Origin of the sequence: Chromobacterium fluminis, assembly GCF_011602385.1 — a bacterium.
GTDB lineage: Bacteria > Pseudomonadota > Gammaproteobacteria > Burkholderiales > Chromobacteriaceae > Chromobacterium > Chromobacterium fluminis.
The window spans coordinates 1-18,625 of record NZ_JAAOMA010000007.1 but is presented as its reverse complement, the minus strand read 5'-3'; the positions used below and the strand labels follow the sequence as shown (position 1 = coordinate 18,625).

The window sequence follows — 18,625 nt, the reverse complement described above, 5'->3', positions numbered from 1 at the left end:
CGGCCGGTTTGGCGCGGGGCGGGAACGACCTGAGTCGCCCCGGCGCTTGCATTCCGTTTCAGGTCTGGCATGTCCATCACTTTTTTTCGGAGTATCGCAACATGGCAAATGCATTGGTTGACTACTTTCTACAGATCGAAGGAGTCGAAGGGGAATCAACTGACAAGCAGTACACGGGCTTGATCCAGATCCAGAGCTGGCAATGGGCCGAGGAGAACTCGGGCAAATGGGGCTTCGGCAGCGGCGGCGGCGCCGGCAAGGTGGAAATGAAGGACTTCGAGTTCCGCATGGTCTCGAACAAGGCCTCGCCCAAGCTGTTCCTGATGTGCGCCACCGGCGAACACATCCCGCGCGCCAAGCTGATCTGCCGCAAATCCGGCAACGGCCAGCAGGACTTCATGATCATCACCTTCGCCAGCGGCCTGGTGTCCTCGTTCCGCACCCTGGGCAATATGCCCTACGCCATCATGGGCCACGGCAGTGGCGACGTGGAAAGCGTGCTGCCCACCGACGAGATCAAGATCAACTTCGCCAAGATTGAGTTCGAATACCGCGAACAGCGTAACGACGGAACCATGGGCGCGGTGATCAAGGCCGGTTACGACCTGAAGCTGAACGCCGCGGTTTAAGCACGATGAGCCGGGTCTTTCCGGCCATCTTCTCTATCACTATCGGGACGGTGCCGCTCAGGCGGCGCCGGGCAGCCATGACGCCACGACTATTCGACCAACTGTCCGCCCGCGCCGGGCGCGAGACGCTCGCCGTCAGCATCGCGCGCGATCTGGCGCACTTGATGAACGCCGCGCTGCGCGGCGCGCGCCTGCCGCTGGCGCCGGGCAGTCAGCTGGAGACCTCAGTGTGGAACTACGGGCGGCCGCCGCTGGCGGAGAGGAAGTCTAGCCTGATCGACCCGGCGCGCGTCTGCGCCCACATTCGCGATGCGATCCGCCGCTTCGAGCCGAGATTGGACCCGGAGCGCGTGGAAGTGAGCGCGCGCGTCGGCAGCGGGCCGCTTGCGCGGCAACTGCTGTATTTCGACGTGGCCGCGGTAGCCCGCGAAGGCGGAGAAACGCTGAGGCTCTACCTGACGCTTAACTATCTGGACGGCTATTTCGGCCTGCCGAGCACGGCGGAGGCGGGGGTTGCCGGATGAATTTCCTCGATCACTACAATAATGAATTGCGCCATCTGCGCGAAGCCGGCGCGCGTTTCGCTCGCGAGCATCCGCAGATCGCTCCGGCGCTCGGCTTGCGCCCGAATTCGGTCGCGGACCCCTTTGTCGAGCGCCTGCTGGAAGGCGTGGCCTTTCTGTCGGCCCGGGTGCAGACCCGGCTGGACTTGGAGTGCGCGGAATTCGCGCGTCAGGCGCTGGCCCAGGTCTGCCCGCTCTATCTGAGCGCCACGCCGGCGATCAGCAGCTTCGCCTTCCATCCGGACTTCGCTTCGCCTGAAGCCTTCCGCGGCCGCAGCATGCCGCGCGGCACGCTGATCCAGGCGACGCTGCCGGGTTCGGCCCGGCCCGTCACTTTCTCCACCGGGCGCGAAGTGACTCTGTTGCCGCTTAGGCTGGAACGGGCGGAGTGCGGCCGCGGCCTTGCCCGGCTGTCCGCTGAACTGGCGCGGCGGCTGGCCTCGTCCCAGGCCGCCTTGCGCCTGAGTTTCAAGCTGGAAGGCACGGTGGCGCTGGGCGATCTGGCCGCCGTCGAAGGAGGCGCCAAGCCCTTGCAACTGAGCTTGGCCGGCGATCTGCCGCGCGCTTACGCGCTGCACCGCGCCATGTTGGCCGACGTCGGCGCCTGGTACGCCACTGCGGACGACGGGCGTGGCGGCGAAGTCTTGCTGGAGTTGCCGCTCAGCGGTCTGCGCCTGTCCGCCGCCGACGAGGGCGAGGCCCTGCTGCCCGCCGACGCGGGCGGTTTGCCGGGCTTGCGGCTGTTGCGCGAATACTTCGCCCAGCCGGCGCGGCTGCTCAGCGTGGAATTGGACGCGCTGGCGGCCTTGGCGGCGCGGGCGCCGTCGGCGCGCGGCTTCGAACTGATCCTGGCCTTGCGCCAGGCGCCGCTGGATCTGATAGGCGAAGTCGACGCCGGCCAGTTCCGTCTGTTCGCCACCCCGGCGATCAATCTCTACCCCAAGCGGCTGGACCCGGTGCCTTACGACCCGAACCAGACCGAGCAATGGATTCCGGTGGACCGGATGCGGCCGGCCGAGCACCACCTATGGCGCTTGTTGGAAATCAATGTTTGCGACAGCAACGGCCGCTCTCGCGAAGCGCGGCCGGCTCTGGACGCCGGCGGCTACCAGAGCGGCCCCGCGGCGGCGCGTTACTCGCTGCGCCGCGAACCGGCGCTTCAAAGCGAGGGGCCGCGCCAGGCGCGCCCCGACACGCTGGGCAGTCACGATCTGATCACCATTTCCGCCAGCGCCGGCGACATCGGCCTGGACGACATCGCCACCCTGACCGGACGCGCGCTGGTGGCGGACCGCGGTTGGCGGCCCGAGGATTTGCCTGCGGCGGAGCTGCGGGCCGAGGGCGGCGCGGTGGCGCGGCTGGAATGCCTGTGGCCTGCCAGCGCGCCGCGGCCTATCCCGGACCTGGAGCGCTGCTGGCAAGCGGTGGCCCATATCGGCTTGAACCCGCTGAGTCTGCGCGGTGCCGGCCGCCAAGACATCGCCGCGCGGCTGGCGGAACAGCTGCGGCTGGCGGCGCAGCCGGAATTGGCGCTGGACCGGCAGCGCATAGACAGCCTGAAGGCGGCGCATCTGCAAGCCGGCTTTTTGCCCGCCGGCCGGGGCTCGCCGCAAGCCCTGGTGCGCGCCGCCTTGGTGGACATCGACATCGCCGCCGTCATGCACGCGGACCGCGGCGGCTGGTTGTTCGGCCGGCTGCTGGCGCAGGCGCTGGCACAGGCGGTCACTCTCAACGACGGCATCGAGGTCAGCTTGCGGCTGGACGGCGAGCTGGTCAGCCGGCACGGCAATACCCTGCGCGCCGACGGAGAACTGCAATGAAACGGCAGCAGATGATCCGGGAGCTGAACTCGCAGCGCACCTTCTTCGAACTGATGCGCCGCGTCGAAACCTGGCAATGGCGCTTGCCGGACGCGGCCGCGGCAAGCCGGCTGCGCCGCCGGCCGGACTGGCTGGGCCTGGAACAGGCCGCCGACATGCACTTCGCCAGCAGCGAAATCAGCGGGGTGAGGGTGGAGGAGGCGGAGGACGACGCCGCGCCGCGCGTCAGCGTGGTATGCCGCCATTTCGGCCTGTTCGCGCCCTACGGCCCTTTGCCGCTGCACATCACCGAACACGCGCTGCACGAGCGCCGGCTGGAGCGCAACGCCGCTTTCGAACGCTTCGTCAATCTGGCCTGCGGCGATCTGGCCTGGTTGCATTACGCCGCCCGCGCGGCGATGCACCCGGCGTTGGGCTACGAGCGGGGTCGTCATCCCTTCGCCGAACGCGTCGCCGCGCTGGCCGGCGCCGCGCCGGAGGCGGAGCCGCAGCTGGACCCGCACGCGGCCGCCTGCCGTCGCAGCCATCCCGGCGCTTATCACGCGCCGCGCCGCTCGCTGGCGGACTTGCGAAAAATCCTGGCCGGCTATTTCGGCGCGCCGGTGCGGCTGTCCCCGCGCCAGGGGCGCTGGATACCGCTGCGCGGCGTCGGCGGGCCGCGCCGGCTGGGAAGCTGGCGCGTCGGCAGCCGTATCTGGGACGCCCAGCACGCGCTGGACATCACCATAGGGCCGATCGACGCCTCCGAGTTTGCCCGCTGGCGGCGCGGCTCGCCCGCGGTGCTGGCGATGTTCGCCGTCGCCGCTGATTTCGCCGATGGCCGGGCCGCTCCGGTCATCAAGGTCCAGGTCCGCACCCGGCCGGAACTGGCAGGCAAGGTGGGGCGCATGCGCCTGGGGGTGGACGCATGGTCCCGCCCTGGCGTCTCGCTCCGGACTCTCACCGTGTATGAATCATTCCAGGATCCGCTGTGAACCGAGAACGCATCTTCGGCCGCTTAGGCCCAACCGCATACGACACCTTGGTGGAAGCCACCGCGCTGGGGCGCTCGCGCCGGCACGCGTTGGTGGATTTAGATCATTGGCTGCTTTGCCTGCTGCGCCGAGGCGGCGGCGACGTCGCGCTCTTGCTGGAGGCGCTGGATTGCGATCCGGCCGCCGCGCTGCAACGCGTGGGCAAGGCGCTGGAGGCCGCCGAGGCCGGCGGCGAATCCTTGCGCGACATCTCGCCGGCGCTGGAACGCAGCGTGGCGCCGGCCATCAGTTGGAGCCAGGTGGCCGCGCCGGCCGCCAAGGTGCGCAGCGGCCATCTCTTGTTGGCCTGGCTGGACGAAGAGCCGACGCGGCGCTGGCTGCAGCATAGAGTGGGCCAGGCGCTGGCGAAGTTGTCGCTGGACGACATCGTCGAGCGATACGAGGCGCTGGCCGGTTCTTGGCCGGAAGCGGCCGACGCGCCTGCCGGGAGCGTTGGCCAGGCCGCCGCCGGCGAGGCCGCCGATCCCGGCGCGGTGCTGCGGCAATGGGCGGTGAGCCTGAGCGAGCAGGCGGCGGCCGGCGAGCTGGATCCGGTGATAGGCCGCGACGCCGAATTGCGCGCGGTGATCGACGTGCTGTCGCGGCGTCGGCAGAACAACCCCATCCTGGTGGGCGAGGCCGGCGTCGGCAAGACCGCGGTGGCCGAGGCGCTGGCTCAGCGCATCCATCGCGGCGAAGTGCCGCCGGGCCTGCGCGGCGCGCAGATCTGGGCCTTGGACGTGGCCAGGCTGCAAGCCGGCGCCGGCGCGCGGGGCGAGTTCGAGCAGCGGCTGCGCTCGGTGATAGACGCGGTGATCGCCGCGCCGGCGCCCGTGATCTTGTTCTGCGACGAAACCCACACCCTGATCGGCGCAGGCGGCAACGCCGGCACCGGCGACGCGGCCAACCTGATCAAACCGATGCTGGCGCGCGGCCAGCTGCGCATGGTGGCCGCCACCACTTGGGCGGAGTACAAGCAGTTCATCGAGCCGGACGCCGCCCTGGTGCGCCGCTTCCAGACCGTGGCGGTGGACGAGCCGGACGACGACACCGCAGTGGACATGCTGCGCATGATCGCGCCGCGCTTCGCCGGCCATCACGGCGTACGCATCGCCGACGCCGCCTTGCGCTCGGCGGTAACGCTGTCGCGCCGCTATCTGCCGTCGCGGCAACTGCCGGACAAGGCCATCAGCTTGCTGGACACCGCTTGCGCGCGGGTGGCGATGAGCCAGAGCTGCCAGCCGGCGGCGCTGGACCGGCTGCGCCATCGCGCCATGACGCTGGAACAGGCGCTGAACTGGCGCGCCAGCGACGCGGAGCTGGGGCTGGCCGCGCCGGAAGACGCGGCGGAACTGGAGCGGGAGCGCGCCGACACCGCCGCGCGCGCCGACGAACTGGACGCGGCCCTGAACGAGCAGCGCGCCGAGGTGGGCGCTTGGCTGGGCGATTTGGAAGCGGGCCCCGGCGATCCAGAGCGGGCCGAGACCCTGAGCGGAGCCGATCGGCTGGTGCGGCCCTGGGTGGACGCCCACGCCATCGCTGAAGTGCTGTCGGAATGGACCCAGGTGCAGGTCACCCAGATGGCCCAGGACGAGGCGCGGCGGCTGATGGCTCTGCGCGAGGGGCTGAACCTGCGCATTCAAGGCCAGGAAAGCGGCTTGGACGCCATCGTGGAGGCGCTGCAAGTGGCGCACTCCGGCCTGGGCGATCCACGCCGGCCGCTGGCGGTGATGCTGCTGGCCGGCCCCACCGGCACCGGCAAGAGCCAGACCGCGGCCGAACTGGCGCAGGCGCTGTTCGGCGGCGAGCGCAATCTCTTGCGCTTCAATATGAACGAATTTCAGGAAGCCCACACCGTGTCCACGCTGAAAGGCGCGCCGCCGGGCTATGTCGGCTACGGCCGCGGAGGCCGCTTGACCGAGGCGGTGCGCAAGAAGCCCTACAGCGTGCTCTTGCTGGACGAGTTCGACCGCGCTCACCCGGACGTGCACGAAATGTTCTACCAAGTGTTCGATCAGGGCTGGATGGAGGACGGAGAGGGGCGGCACATCAACTTCCGCAACTGCCTGATTCTGCTGACCAGCAATCTGGGCGACGCCGAGATCGAGGCCGCCTGCGCCGCCGAGCCCGAAGTCTCTCAGTCCCGGCTGGACGCGCTGGCGCGCGAACGCTTGCAGCGCCGCTTCGCGCCTGCCTTGTTGGCTCGGATGAGGGTGGTGGCCTTCCGGCCGCTGGGCGAACCGGCCCTGGCCGGCATCGCGCGCCAGGCTCTGGACGACATCGGCCTGCGCCTGAGCGCCAACGGCCTGGACTGGCGCGCCGACGCCGAGGCCGCGGACTGGATCGCCCGCGCGGTGGCCAGGCACCCGGCCAGCGGCCGCGCGGTAGGCGACTTGCTGCGCCAGCGAGTGATGCCGGCCATCGCCCGCGGCGTGCTGGAAGCGCGCGCCGCCGACCGCGCTTTGCGCAGCGTGCGCTTGAGCGCCGCCGACAAACTGGAATTGATTTTCGACGACGGGGAGGGCGTGCCGTTGCCGCCGACCGAGCCGGCCGAATCCGCCATACCGGGAGAAACCGCATGCGTTTGATCGAACTGCACAGCCCCTTGCTGGACGCGGACAGCGTCGCGCTGAGCTTCAAGGCGGACGAGCGTCTGTCGCAGGAACCCAGCTACCAGCTCGACATCGCCTGCGCCGATCCGGCGCTGGATCTGGACAGCCTGCTCGGTTCGCAACTGACGGTGGACATCGACCTGGGCGACGAGGGCGTCCGGCCTTTCCACTGCCAGGTGCTGGGCGGCTACGACAGCGGCCAGACCCAGGACAGCTACACCTACACGCTGGAACTGGGCAGCTGGTTGTCCTTCCTGGCCGAGAACCAGAACTGCCGCGTGTTCCAGCAACTGACGGTGCCGCAGATCGTCGAGCAGGTGTTCGGCGAGCATCAGCGGCCGGACTTCCGCTTCGAACTGGAACACGCCTACGAGCCGCGCGAATACTGCGTGCAGTTCCTGGAGTCCGACCTCAACTTCGTCAAGCGACTGCTGGAGGACGAGGGCATTTACTTCTGGGTCGAGCACCAGCCGGAGCGTCATGTGGTGGTGCTGTCCGACACCCAGCGCTTCGACGACCTGGCCGCCGGCTACGGCCGGCTGCGCTTCCTGCCGGACGGCGACGAATTCCGTCCGGTGCCGGGCCGGGAAGGCGTGCAGCGGCTGCAACGCGGGCGGCGGGTGCGGCCGACCAATGTCGCGCTGCGCGACTTCGACTACCACGCGCCGTCCAACCGCTTGGACAGCGATGCTCAGGAGGCTCAGACCAGCCTGGACGGCATCCGGCTGGAGCATTACGACTACGGCGCCGGCTACAGCGATCAGGCCGGCGGCGACCGGCTGGCGCGGCTGCGGCTGGAGGCGCTGCAGGCGGACTCCCACCAGCTCACCGGCACCGCCAACGCCCGCGGCCTGGCTACCGGCGGGGCCTTCACGCTGGACGGCCACCCGGACGCGGCGCGCAACCGCCGCTACTACGTGGCGGCCAGCGAGCTGACCTTTCTGCAAGACGGGCCGGACAGCAGCGGCCAGGGCCGCAATGTGATGTGCGTGTTCCGCGCGATGGCGGACGACCGTCCGTTCCGGCCGCTGCGGCTGACGCCCAAGCCCATTCTGCCCGGCATCCAGAGCGCGACGGTGGTGGGGCCGGTAAACGCGGAGGTGCATACCGACAAGCTGGGCCGCATCCGCGTCCACTTCCACTGGGATCGCTACAAGACCCAGGAGGAGGACGCCTCATGCTGGATTCGGGTGTCGCAAGCCTGGGCCGGCAAGGGTTGGGGCGTGCTGGCAATGCCGCGGGTGGGCCAGGAAGTGCTGGTCACCTATGTGGACGGCGATCTGGACCGGCCCATGATCACCGGCATCGTCTACAACGGCGACAACCCGACGCCTTACGACTTGCCGAAAGACATCCGCTATACCGGCCTGGTTACGCGTTCCTTGAAGCAGGGCCGCTACAGCAACGCCAGTCAGATCACCTTCGATGATCAGCGCGGCGCTGAGCGAGTGATGGTGCACGCCGAGCGCGACATGCAGCAGACCACCGAGCGCAACAGCTCGGAAGCGGTGGGCCAGGACAAGAACATCTCGGTCAAGGGTACGTCTACCTCGGTCACCGGCGCCTCGATCAGCTACACCGGGGTGTCGGTGTCCTTCACCGGCCTGTCGGTCAGCTTCACCGGGGTATCGACCAGCTTCACCGGCCTGTCCACCAGTTTCACCGGGGTGTCCACCAGCTTCACCGGCGTCTCCACCGGTTTTACCGGGGTGTCGACCAGCTTTACCGGCGTATCCACCAGTTTCACCGGAATCTCGACAGGGTTCACCGGGGTGTCCACCAGCTTTACCGGGGTGTCCACCAGCCTGACCGGCACCAGCACCTCGGTGACCGGCACCTCGCAGAGCATGACCGGCGTGTCCACCTCGATGACGGGCACCAGCGTGTCGGCCACCGGTATGTCGCAAAGCATGACCGGGGTGTCCTCGTCCTATACCGGCACCTCCAGCAGCGTCACCGGCAATAGCTGCTCGATCACCGGCACCTCCAAGAGCGTGACCGGCACCTCGATGTCGGACACGGGCTCGTCCACCAGCATCACCGGCACCTCGATGTCCACCACCGGCTCGTCCACCAGCGTCACCGGCTGCTCTATGTCCACCACCGGCTCGTCCGCCAGCGTCACCGGTTGCTCGGTGTCCACCACCGGCGCCTCCGCCAGCGTCACCGGTTCGTCGATCTCGGTCACCGGCTCGTCCACCGGCGTCACCGGTTCCAGCATGTCCACCACCGGTTCCTCGGTCAGCAGCACCGGCTCCAGCGTGTCCAGCACCGGCTCCAGTTGCTCTACCACAGGGGTCAGCTACTCCTATACCGGCGCGTCCTACTCGGACACCGGAGTGGATCTGAAAAAGCTGGGCATGCAGGTGAAGAGCTAATGACGCGCCCAAGGTTTGTTCACGGGAAAGGGGGGCAGACATGCGCTTGATCGAACTGCACAGCCCTTTATTGGACGCGGACAGCGTCGCGCTGAGCTTCAAGGCGGACGAGCGTCTGTCGCAGGAACCCAGCTACCAGCTCGACATCGCCTGCGCCGATCCGGCGCTGGATCTGGACAGCCTGCTCGGTTCGCAACTGACGGTGGACATCGACCTGGGCGACGAGGGCGTCCGGCCTTTCCACTGCCAGGTGCTGGGCGGCTACGACAGCGGCCAGACCCAGGACAGCTACACCTACACGCTGGAACTGGGCAGCTGGTTGTCCTTCCTGGCCGAGAACCAGAACTGCCGCGTGTTCCAGCAACTGACGGTGCCGCAGATCGTCGAGCAGGTGTTCGGCGAGCATCAGCGGCCGGACTTCCGCTTCGAACTGGAACACGCCTACGAGCCGCGCGAATACTGCGTGCAGTTCCTGGAGTCCGACCTCAACTTCGTCAAGCGACTGCTGGAGGACGAGGGCATTTACTTCTGGGTCGAGCACCAGCCGGAGCGTCATGTGGTGGTGCTGTCCGACACCCAGCGCTTCGACGACCTGGCCGCCGGCTACGGCCGGCTGCGCTTCCTGCCGGACGGCGACGAATTCCGTCCGGTGCCGGGCCGGGAAGGCGTGCAGCGGCTGCAACGCGGGCGGCGGGTGCGGCCGACCAATGTCGCGCTGCGCGACTTCGACTACCACGCGCCGTCCAACCGCTTGGACAGCGATGCTCAGGAGGCTCAGACCAGCCTGGACGGCATCCGGCTGGAGCATTACGACTACGGCGCCGGCTACAGCGATCAGGCCGGCGGCGACCGGCTGGCGCGGCTGCGGCTGGAGGCGCTGCAGGCGGACTCCCACCAGCTCACCGGCACCGCCAACGCCCGCGGCCTGGCTACCGGCGGGGCCTTCACGCTGGACGGCCACCCGGACGCGGCGCGCAACCGCCGCTACTACGTGGCGGCCAGCGAGCTGACCTTTCTGCAAGACGGGCCGGACAGCAGCGGCCAGGGCCGCAATGTGATGTGCGTGTTCCGCGCGATGGCGGACGACCGTCCGTTCCGGCCACTGAGGCTGACGCCCAAGCCCATCCTGCCCGGCATCCAGAGCGCGACCGTGGTGGGGCCAGTAAACGCGGAGGTCCATACCGACAAGCTAGGCCGCATCCGCGTCCACTTCCACTGGGATCGCTACAAGACCCAGGAAGAAGACGCCTCGTGCTGGATTCGGGTGTCGCAAGCCTGGGCCGGCAAGGGCTGGGGCGTGCTGGCAATGCCGCGGGTGGGCCAGGAAGTGCTGGTCACCTATGTGGACGGCGATCTGGACCGGCCCATGATCACCGGCATCGTCTACAACGGCGACAACCCGACGCCTTACGACTTGCCGAAAGACATCCGCTATACCGGCCTGGTTACGCGTTCCTTGAAGCAGGGCCGCTACAGCAACGCCAGTCAGATCACCTTCGATGATCAGCGCGGCGCTGAGCGAGTGATGGTACACGCCGAGCGCGACATGCAGCAGACCACCGAGCGCAACAGCTCGGAGGCGGTGGGCCAGGACCAGAACATCGATGTGAAAGGCACGTCGACCTCGGTCACCGGTGCGTCGATCAGTTACACCGGGGTGTCGGTGTCCTTCACCGGCCTGTCGGCCAGCTTCACAGGGGTGGATACCAGCTTTACCGGTCTGTCCACCAGTTTCACCGGGGTGTCCACCAGCTTTACCGGCGTGTCCACCGGCTTCACCGGGGTGTCCACCGGCTTTACCGGCGTGTCCACCAGCTTCACTGGCGTGGATACCAGTTTCACCGGGGTGTCCACCAGCTTTACCGGGGTGTCCACCAGCCTGACCGGCACCAGCACTTCGGTGACCGGCACCTCACAGGGCATGACCGGCATTTCTTGCTCGATGACCGGCACCAGCGTGTCGGCCACCGGCATGTCACAAAGCATGACCGGAGTGTCCTCGTCCTACACCGGCACGGACAGCAGCGTCACCGGCAATAGTTGCTCGGTCACCGGCAGCTCCAAGAGTGTGACCGGCACCTCGATGTCGGACACCGGCACTTCGATCAGCGTGACTGGCACCGATATGTCGACCACCGGCAGCGCCACCAGCGTGACCGGCAGCAAGATGTCCACCACCGGGGCCGATGTCAGCGTCACCGGCTGCTCGGCGTCCACTACCGGCGTATCGGTGTCCTTGACAGGCAGCGACACCTCGCTGACCGGTTCCGAAACCAAGGCGGTGGGTAGCAGCATGTCATCCACCGGCTCCAGCATCAGTTCGGTGGGCTCGGATGTCAGCAGCAAGGGCTTCAGCAGCTCTGTCACCGGATTCGAATACTCCTACACCGGCGCGTCCTACTCGGACACCGGCGTGGATCTGAAAAAAGTCGGCATGGAGGTCAAAAGCTGATGCCCTTGCGTCATATCAAACCCCAGGCGGCGCTTGTTTCCTCGTCGCGCACCCAGATCGGCTCCCAAGCCATGTTGCGCATCGGCGTCGGCATCGGTTTCCGCCTGAGCGATCCCTTCATCCTGGCGCACGAGGCCGCATGCTGGGAGGCGATCAAGGCGGCCAACCCGGCCTTGCCGCTGTTCGAACCGGCAATGCCCAAGCTGCGCGCCGAATGGTTGCTGCTGGGCAGCGCGCATTATCGCGGCCCGGCGGCCGGCGCCGGCGCGCTGGACTGGCTGGCCGAGGCCGAGCTGGGCGGCGTGCGCAAGATCGCGAGCTGCCGGGCGCAGCCGCGTCTGGACGGCGGCCGCGTCGAGGCCAGCCTGGCGCTGGACCCGCGCCAGGCCGCGGCAGGTCTTCAAGGGGAAAACCCTTTTGGGCAACGCCACGCGACGCCGCCCTTGCAACGGATTCGCGGCTTGAGCGTGAGCCCGGCGCCGCTGGCGGCGATGGGGCCGCTGGGCAGCGACTGGCCGGAACGCCGCCAATGGCAGCCTCGCTTCGCCGGCTCGCCGCAAGCGATGGCGGACGACGGCAGCCATATGGGATGGCCGGCGGCCACCGATCTGCGCTTTTTCCAACAGGCGGCGCCGGACCAGTGGTCGGATCAGGCCTGCTGGCCGGCTCAAGCGCCGTATGCGCTCAGCGGCTTTCGCGGCGGAGAAGTCCAGGGACGGCTGCCGGCTTTGCGACCGCTGCTGCTGGCGGGGCGAGGGGACGGCCCATTGGACGAACGACCGGAACTGGCGCTGCAGACAGTGTGGCTGCTGCCGGACGCGGACCTGGGCGTGATGTGGTGGAACGGCTTTCTGCCGCTGGATTACGTATTGGACGACTGCGTCGGCCGGCTGGCGTTGGGCTTCAAGGACGCCGCCGAGCCTGAACGGCTGGCGGAACTGGCCGCCTTCGCCGAACGCCGCTCCCGTTTGGATGATCAAGACCCCTTGCTGTTGGCCGATCACGCGCTGATGCCGGATCCGGCCCGCGGCTGGGTCTGGGAACAGATACTCGACTCCGCCGATCACCCGCGTTTCGCGCCGTCGCCGCGCGACCGCGCCGATATCCGCGCGCGGCTGGAACAAAGCCACGAGGACTTGCGCGAGGCGCAGGCGGCGCAAACCCGGCTGCAGTCCTTTGTCCGCGCCAATGAAAACGCCTTGGCCGGCCTGCCGCAAGCGGCGGCCGACGACGAAGACTGGCGCGCGCGGCTGCAAAGCGAACGCGGTCCCTGGAGCGAGCTGACCATACGCGACGCCGATCTGAGCGGCCTGGTTTTCGACGGCCGCGAGCTGAATCAGGTGCGCTTCGAACGCTGCAAGCTGGACCACGGCCGCTGGCGGCAATGCCGGCTGGAACAAGTGCAGTTCGTCGATTGCTCGCTGGCCGGCGCCGTGCTGGATGCGGTGCGCTGGACCGGCGGCGGCCTGAACCGCTGCAATCTGGGCGCCAGCGTCTGGAACGGCGTTGAACTGGCTCAGCTGGGCATAGAGGATTGCCGGCTGGACGATATTGCCGTCAACGGCGGCGCCTGGCGAGCGGTCACCGTGCAGGGCGAGGGCGGCGCCGGCGGCCGGGTTGGTCAGTTGCGTTGGGATCAAGTCAATTGGTGCCGGGTTCGCGCAGAGGACTGGCGCTTCACCGGGGTGCAGGCCGACGGACTGGGGCTAGTGGAATGCCAGCTGCCGCGCAGTGGCTGGCGGCAATGCCGGCTGTTGAAGTTCAGCGCGTTGGACACTGACCTGTCCGCCAGCGTCTGGCAGCGCTGCCAGCAGCGTTTCGGCGTGGTGTCGCACGGCAGCTCTCTGCGCCAGGCGAGGCTGGAAGACTGCGAACTGCTGTCTTGCAGTTGGCAGGATCTGGACGCGGCGCAGCTGCGGATGGAACACTGCGCCTGCCCGCAATTGCACGCGCAACGCTTGCGGGCGCCGGATTCTCTCTGGCGGGGCTGCGCGCTGGACGGCCTTAACGCCACCCACGCCGAACTGGAGCGAGCCCGCTTCGAAGCTTGCGCGTTGAAAGACGCGCTGTTCTACGGCGCAAGCTTGGGCGACAGCCGGATGGAGGGCTGCAATCTGATCGACGTCAAAACCGCCTGGATGCGGCCCCCGTCCGGCGGAGGCTGGCGCGGCAATCTGGAAACCGGACGCCAGGATTGGCCGAGGAGGGCGCAATGAGCGCGGCGCGGGAGGCCTCGCTGCGGGAGCTGGCCGGAGAGTTGCCCGCCGTGGTGGAAGGACAGCGCTTCAACGCGCCGCCGGCGGAGACGCTGAGCCGCGTGGTCTACATCGATTGCAGTTTCGAGCGCGTGCACTGGCGGCAGTGCCGCTTCGAGGAAGCGCGCTTCGTCAATTGCCGCTTCGAAACCAATCGCTTCGAGCGTTGCGTCTGGCGCGAGATGGGCTGCGCCGACAGCCAGTTCATCGACTGCGTCTGGGAGGAGTGCGAACTGGAGCGGGTGGGCTGGCAGCGGGTGATCGCGTCCGGGGCCGAGTGGCGCGGCGGGCGGCAACGGGATTTTTCCTGCGTGGAACTGGACGCCGCCGGCTGGCGCGTCAGCGATGTTCGCAGCGAGCACGGCTCTTTCGTGGACTGCCGGCTGCGGGAATGGAGGCTGCAGGGCGGCCGCTGGTCGGACAGCGCCTGGATACGCAATCAGCTGGACGGCTTCAGCGTGGAGGAGGCCGAGCTGCACAACTTCATTCACGGCCAAAGCCAGGCGCGGCGCGTGGCGCTGAGCGGCTGCCGCGGCGTGAACGCGCGCTGGATAGATTGCGAACTGGAGCATATGGCGCTGGACCACTGCGAGCTGAAACAGGCCGCCTGGTCGCACAGCGTCTGGAACGGCGGGGCCATCCGCTCCAGCCGCCTGGCCGGCGCCAGTTTCGACCAGGCCCGGCTGCGCAGGGTGCAGGCGCGCGAGGCCGATCTGGAGCAGGCCATGTTCGACGGCGCGCGCTTGGAGGATTGCGCCTTTGAGCAATTGAACGCGCCGCGGCTGTCGCTGCGGCAGGCGCGGCTGGAACAGGTCAACCTGTCAGGCGCCAATCTGCGCGGGCTGGACGCCAGCGGCGCCGTGCTGCAGTCGGTGAAGCTGTCCGGCTGCGATTGCCGGGGCGGCAGGCTGCTAGGCCAGCCGCGCGGCGCATGGAGCGCGGCGGACACCGCCGGCGCGCTGTTCGACGATAGCAAACTTGAGCAAGACCGGGCTTGGCGGCAACAGGCGCAGCCCGGACCTAGAGGAGCCGCATGATGACATGGATGCAAGAAAGCGCCCTGGCCTGGGCCGAAACGCCGGCCGAATCCGATCCGGTGCTGCGCGCGCTGCGCGTGGCCGCGCCGACGCCGCGGCCCAGCCAGGAATGGCTGCCGGCGAGAGTATGCGCGCAAGGCGAAAAGGAAGGCGAATGGCTGGTCCGGCTGCCGTCCGGCGCGCTGCGCCAGGCGCGAGCCGCCTTCAGTTGCCTTGTGCGGCCGCAGCGCGGCGATCTGGTGCAGCTGGCGGCGGCGGATGAGGCTTGCTGGGTGTTGGCCATTCTGGAGCGCCCGCAGCCGGGCGGCGTTTGCCGCTTGGAGCTGGGGGCGGCCAGCGTGCAACTGCACGCCGCCGAACTGCATCTGTGCGCCGACGGTGAGCTGAGCCTGAGCGGCCGACAGCTCAACAGCCGCGCCCAGGCCATCGCCACCGCGGCGCAGGAAAGGCAGACCCATATCGGCGGCACCGACGCCGAGCACTGCGGCAGCCTGCTGCTGCACGCGGACCGCCACATGGGGCTGCACGCCAAGAGCACCGCGCTGAGCTCGGCTTCGCTGTTGAAGCTGGACGCCGGTCAAATCCACGTCGCCTAAAGGAGAAACGCGATGTTCGCCAATTGTTCCGCCGGCGGCATGGCCCTGGCGGCCTCCGATGTCTGCAAGACCCCGCCGCTGGGGATTCCGTCCACCTACGCCAATATCGCCAACAAGCCGGAGGCGGTGCCCAATGTGCCGACCATCATTTACGCCGGCGGGCCGGTGCACAACCTCAACACCATCATTCCGATGACCCACGGCGACGAGGGCGGCTCAATGGGCGGAGTGGCCTCCGGCACGGTGGCGGCGCTGTCCCGCCACGTGACCGGCTCAGGCAAGGTGCTGATCCAGGGCGCGCCGCAGACGCGGCTGACCGACACCAATCTGCCCAATAACCAGAACACCGCCGGGCAGACGGTGGCGCCTTCCCAGACCATCACCATGACTTTGAGCTAATGACCTCCTTCTCCTTTGTCCGGCGCGCGCTGCTGCTGTGCGCGCTGGCTGGCCTGGCAGGCTGCTCCTCGCTGTTCTCCTCGCGCGGAGACGACGGGCCGCGCCAGCTGCACGTCACCCTGGTGGGCGGCGGTCAGCTCAACAACAGCGGCGGCGGGCCGCGACCGGTGCAGGTCTGCCTGTACGTGGTGCGTGAGGCCAATTGGCTGCCGCCAGCCGGGCTGGAGGATTCCAGCTGCGCCCAGCGCGGCCGCGAAGTGGCGGCCGAATCCCGCCACGTGGTGGCGCCCAACCAGGTGCAGCAAGTGCTGCTGCCGGCCTCCGGATCGGACCCGGTCTGGCTGTTGGCGGACGCCGATTTCGCCAGCAAGCCGCCCGGCTACGCGCCGCTGCGCATCCGGGTGGACGGCCGCCAGCTGATCCATCTGGCGGTGCTGCTGGAACGCAACCGCATCGTCGACGCGTTGCGGCCCGCCGCCGCGCCGTTGGCGGACGTCCCCGCGGCGGCCCCGGCCGCGTCGCCGCCGCCGGCCAAGCCCGGCCGCAAGCCTTGGCGCAAGACGCGCAAGGCGCCCATCGCCCATTTGGAGGAAAGCCCATGAGCGCTTTGCCTGTAGGACCCGTCGCCTGGAGCGACGGCATGTTGATAGAAACCCAGCATTTTCAGCAGCAGGAGCGCCACTTGGCCCATCAGTTCGGCCTGCGCCTGCGCCAGACCTCCAACCATGGCTGGGGCTTTTCCCGGCTGGACGTGGACAGCGACGGTTTGGGACTCGGCCGCTTGGGCTTGCGCGCCGCGGAAGGCGTATTGCCGGACGGCACCCCGTTCGCGCTGCCGGCTCACGACCCCTTGCCGGCGCCGCTGGACACCTCGGATGCCCAGGCCGGCGACATCGCCTGCCTGGCGCTGCCGGCCGCCGGTTGCGGCGGCCCGGAAATGGCCTTCGGCGACGCGTCGGCGGCCGCGCGCTACCACGCGGCCGCCACCGAGGTGCCCGATCTCAGCGTGGGCCTGGACGCGCCGGGCTCGCCGCGCCGGCTGACGCTGGAAACCGGCCGCATGATGACGCGGCTGTGCTGGCAATCGCAATTGCGCGCCGACGAAACCGCCTTGCCCTTCGCCCGGGTGGCCGGGCGCAGCAGCGCGCTGACTCTGCTGCTGGACCCGCGTTTCATTCCGCCGCTCTTGGATAGCCGCGCCCACCAGACGCTGCGCGCGCTGATTGAGGAGTTGCAGAGCACGCTGCAAGTGCGGCTGGCCGGCAGCGCCGGCTTGCGGGTGTTGTCCGCCGGCGGCGGCTTGGCGGATCTGGTGGAACTGATGCTGCGCCAGGGCATCGCCGAATACCGGATGCGCTTGGCCCACCTGGACGCCTTCGACCCGCTGCCGCCGGCCTTGCTGTTCCAGGAACTGATCGGCCTGCTGGGCCGGCTCAGCGTGCTGCCCGGCGTGGACGAAGCCTTGGCCGAACGGGAGTTCGTCTATCAGCACAACGACCTGCAAGCCGGGTTCGAGCCGCTGGCGGCCACCTTGCGCTACGCGCTGGCCAGGGTGATCGAAACCCCGGTGCTGCCGTTGAAGTTCGAAGACCGCGGCGACCAGGTTCATGTCTGCGTGGTGGACCGCCAGTGGAAGCTGCAGAAGATGGTGTTCGCCTTCTCCGCGGCGATGCCGGCGGACAAGCTGCGCCAGCTCTTGCCGCAGCAGGCCAAGCTGGGCGCGGTGGAGCAGATCCAGAAACTGGTGGACCTGCAATTGCCGGGCGCGCGGCTGATTCCGGCGCCCAACCCGCCGCGCCAGGTGCCGTACTACGCGCAGAGCGTGTACTTCGAAGTGGAATCCAGCGACCCGTTTTGGGCGCAGGCCTTCGCCGGCTCGGCGCTGGCGCTGCGCATCGTCGGGGATTTCCAGGACTTGCGGTTTGAGGCCTGGGGACTGCGCGAAGGCAAGGTCGCTTAGAACTTGTTTTCGATCCGCCGCGCGTATTCGCGGGATCGTAAAACAGGTTCAAAACCCAATAGCCGAAAGAGTGAACCCAAATGAATCTGCTGCACAATTTTTCCTCCATCTTCCGCCGGGCCTCCGCCGCGCACCTGAACAGCGGCATGCTGGAGGGCGCGATGCGCAGCCGGCTGGAAAACCTGCCCTTGCTGATGCCGGGCCAGCAAGTGTCTACGCTGGACACCGAAGCCGAGCCGGAAGCCTTGAACGCCTTGCCGCTGGCGCTCCCGCCCGCCGCGCCGCCGACGGCGGGCGCGGGCGCGGGCAGGGCGCAGGCCGAACCCGACGACGCGCCGGTGATCTACCAGCGCTCCAGCGCGCGCGGCGGCCTGCTCAAGGCAGGCTTGCAACAAGCGCAATGGGACAACCCCTTCATTTCCCACGCCTTGCCGGCGGTGCTGCAATTACAGCGGCTGCAAGGCGGCGCGGCGGAGAGTCAGGCGCAGATCCGCGCCCAGCTGGGTCTGGAACTCAAGCTCTATCGCGAACGCCTGGCCGCGTCCGGCTGCGAGTGGCAACAGGCCCAGGACGCCTCCTATCTGCTGTGCACCTATCTGGACGAAGTCTGCAACGACGCGGCGCGCGGCGCCGGCCAGCAGCCCTACGACGGCGAGCGCAGCCTTTTGGTGGAGTTCCACGACGACGCCTGGGGCGGGGAGGACGCCTTCGCCGACCTGCAGCGCTGGCTGCGCCACGAGCCATCGCCCACCCCTTTGCTGGAGCTTTACGAACTGGTGCTGGCCTTGGGCTGGCAGGGCCGCTACCGGGTACTGGAACGCGGCGAGGCGTTGTTGCAGGATTTGCGCTCGCAGTTGCATGCCGCCATCTGGCGCCAGCGGGAGCCGGAGCCGCTGGGGGCGGAATTGATC

14 protein-coding genes are annotated in these 18,625 nt (G+C 68.5%); all 14 read left to right on the top strand.

Going from position 1 to position 18,625, the window contains the following annotated elements; translation table 11 throughout:
- The first annotated feature begins 101 nt into the window (after window positions 1-101).
- On the top strand, window positions 102-629 hold the full coding sequence (locus tag HA052_RS06835) for an Hcp family type VI secretion system effector (RefSeq protein ID WP_043590675.1): 528 nt from the start codon (window positions 102-104) through the stop codon (window positions 627-629).
- Window positions 630-706: 77 nt separating this feature from the next.
- Entirely contained in the window at window positions 707-1,153 is a 447-nt protein-coding gene (locus HA052_RS06830; protein ID WP_166451337.1) for a type VI secretion system baseplate subunit TssE, read from the top strand.
- Window positions 1,150-3,012, top strand: coding sequence for a type VI secretion system baseplate subunit TssF (gene tssF / locus HA052_RS06825; protein ID WP_166451336.1), 1,863 nt, complete (start codon window positions 1,150-1,152; stop codon window positions 3,010-3,012). The genes HA052_RS06830 and tssF overlap by 4 nt, the downstream gene beginning before the upstream one ends.
- On the top strand, window positions 3,009-3,986 hold the full coding sequence (gene tssG, locus HA052_RS06820; RefSeq protein ID WP_166451335.1) for a type VI secretion system baseplate subunit TssG: 978 nt from the start codon (window positions 3,009-3,011) through the stop codon (window positions 3,984-3,986). Before tssF ends, tssG begins: the two co-directional genes overlap by 4 nt.
- Window positions 3,983-6,613, top strand: a complete 2,631-nt coding sequence (tssH, locus tag HA052_RS06815) for a type VI secretion system ATPase TssH (protein ID WP_166451334.1) — start codon at window positions 3,983-3,985, stop codon at window positions 6,611-6,613. Before tssG ends, tssH begins: the two co-directional genes overlap by 4 nt.
- Window positions 6,604-9,015 (top strand): type VI secretion system Vgr family protein, encoded by a 2,412-nt coding sequence (locus HA052_RS06810; RefSeq protein WP_166451333.1) that lies wholly within the window; start codon window positions 6,604-6,606, stop codon window positions 9,013-9,015. The genes tssH and HA052_RS06810 overlap by 10 nt, the downstream gene beginning before the upstream one ends.
- Before the next feature lie 40 nt (window positions 9,016-9,055).
- The gene (locus HA052_RS27910; RefSeq protein WP_166451332.1) at window positions 9,056-11,467 is read left to right on the top strand and encodes a type VI secretion system Vgr family protein; all 2,412 of its coding nucleotides are present in this window, start codon (window positions 9,056-9,058) and stop codon (window positions 11,465-11,467) included.
- Entirely contained in the window at window positions 11,467-13,683 is a 2,217-nt protein-coding gene (locus HA052_RS06800; RefSeq protein WP_206118804.1) for a DUF2169 family type VI secretion system accessory protein, read from the top strand. The genes HA052_RS27910 and HA052_RS06800 overlap by 1 nt, the downstream gene beginning before the upstream one ends.
- Window positions 13,680-14,759, top strand: a complete 1,080-nt coding sequence (locus tag HA052_RS06795) for a pentapeptide repeat-containing protein (protein ID WP_166451331.1) — start codon at window positions 13,680-13,682, stop codon at window positions 14,757-14,759. Before HA052_RS06800 ends, HA052_RS06795 begins: the two co-directional genes overlap by 4 nt.
- Window positions 14,759-15,355 (top strand): DUF3540 domain-containing protein, encoded by a 597-nt coding sequence (locus tag HA052_RS06790; protein ID WP_166451330.1) that lies wholly within the window; start codon window positions 14,759-14,761, stop codon window positions 15,353-15,355. Before HA052_RS06795 ends, HA052_RS06790 begins: the two co-directional genes overlap by 1 nt.
- A gap of 12 nt (window positions 15,356-15,367) precedes the next feature.
- Window positions 15,368-15,754: a DUF4150 domain-containing protein gene (locus HA052_RS06785; RefSeq protein ID WP_043593253.1), complete on the top strand. Its 387-nt coding sequence runs from the start codon at window positions 15,368-15,370 to the stop codon at window positions 15,752-15,754.
- Entirely contained in the window at window positions 15,754-16,356 is a 603-nt protein-coding gene (locus HA052_RS06780) for a type VI secretion lipoprotein TssJ (RefSeq protein ID WP_166451329.1), read from the top strand. The genes HA052_RS06785 and HA052_RS06780 overlap by 1 nt, the downstream gene beginning before the upstream one ends.
- A complete protein-coding gene (tssK, locus tag HA052_RS06775) occupies window positions 16,353-17,714 on the top strand; it encodes a type VI secretion system baseplate subunit TssK (RefSeq protein WP_081549333.1) in 1,362 nt (453 codons plus the stop codon). The genes HA052_RS06780 and tssK overlap by 4 nt, the downstream gene beginning before the upstream one ends.
- A gap of 80 nt (window positions 17,715-17,794) precedes the next feature.
- Window positions 17,795-18,625, top strand: an 831-nt coding sequence (gene icmH / locus HA052_RS06770) for a type IVB secretion system protein IcmH/DotU (protein WP_206118803.1), incomplete at its 3' end; no start/stop codon positions are given.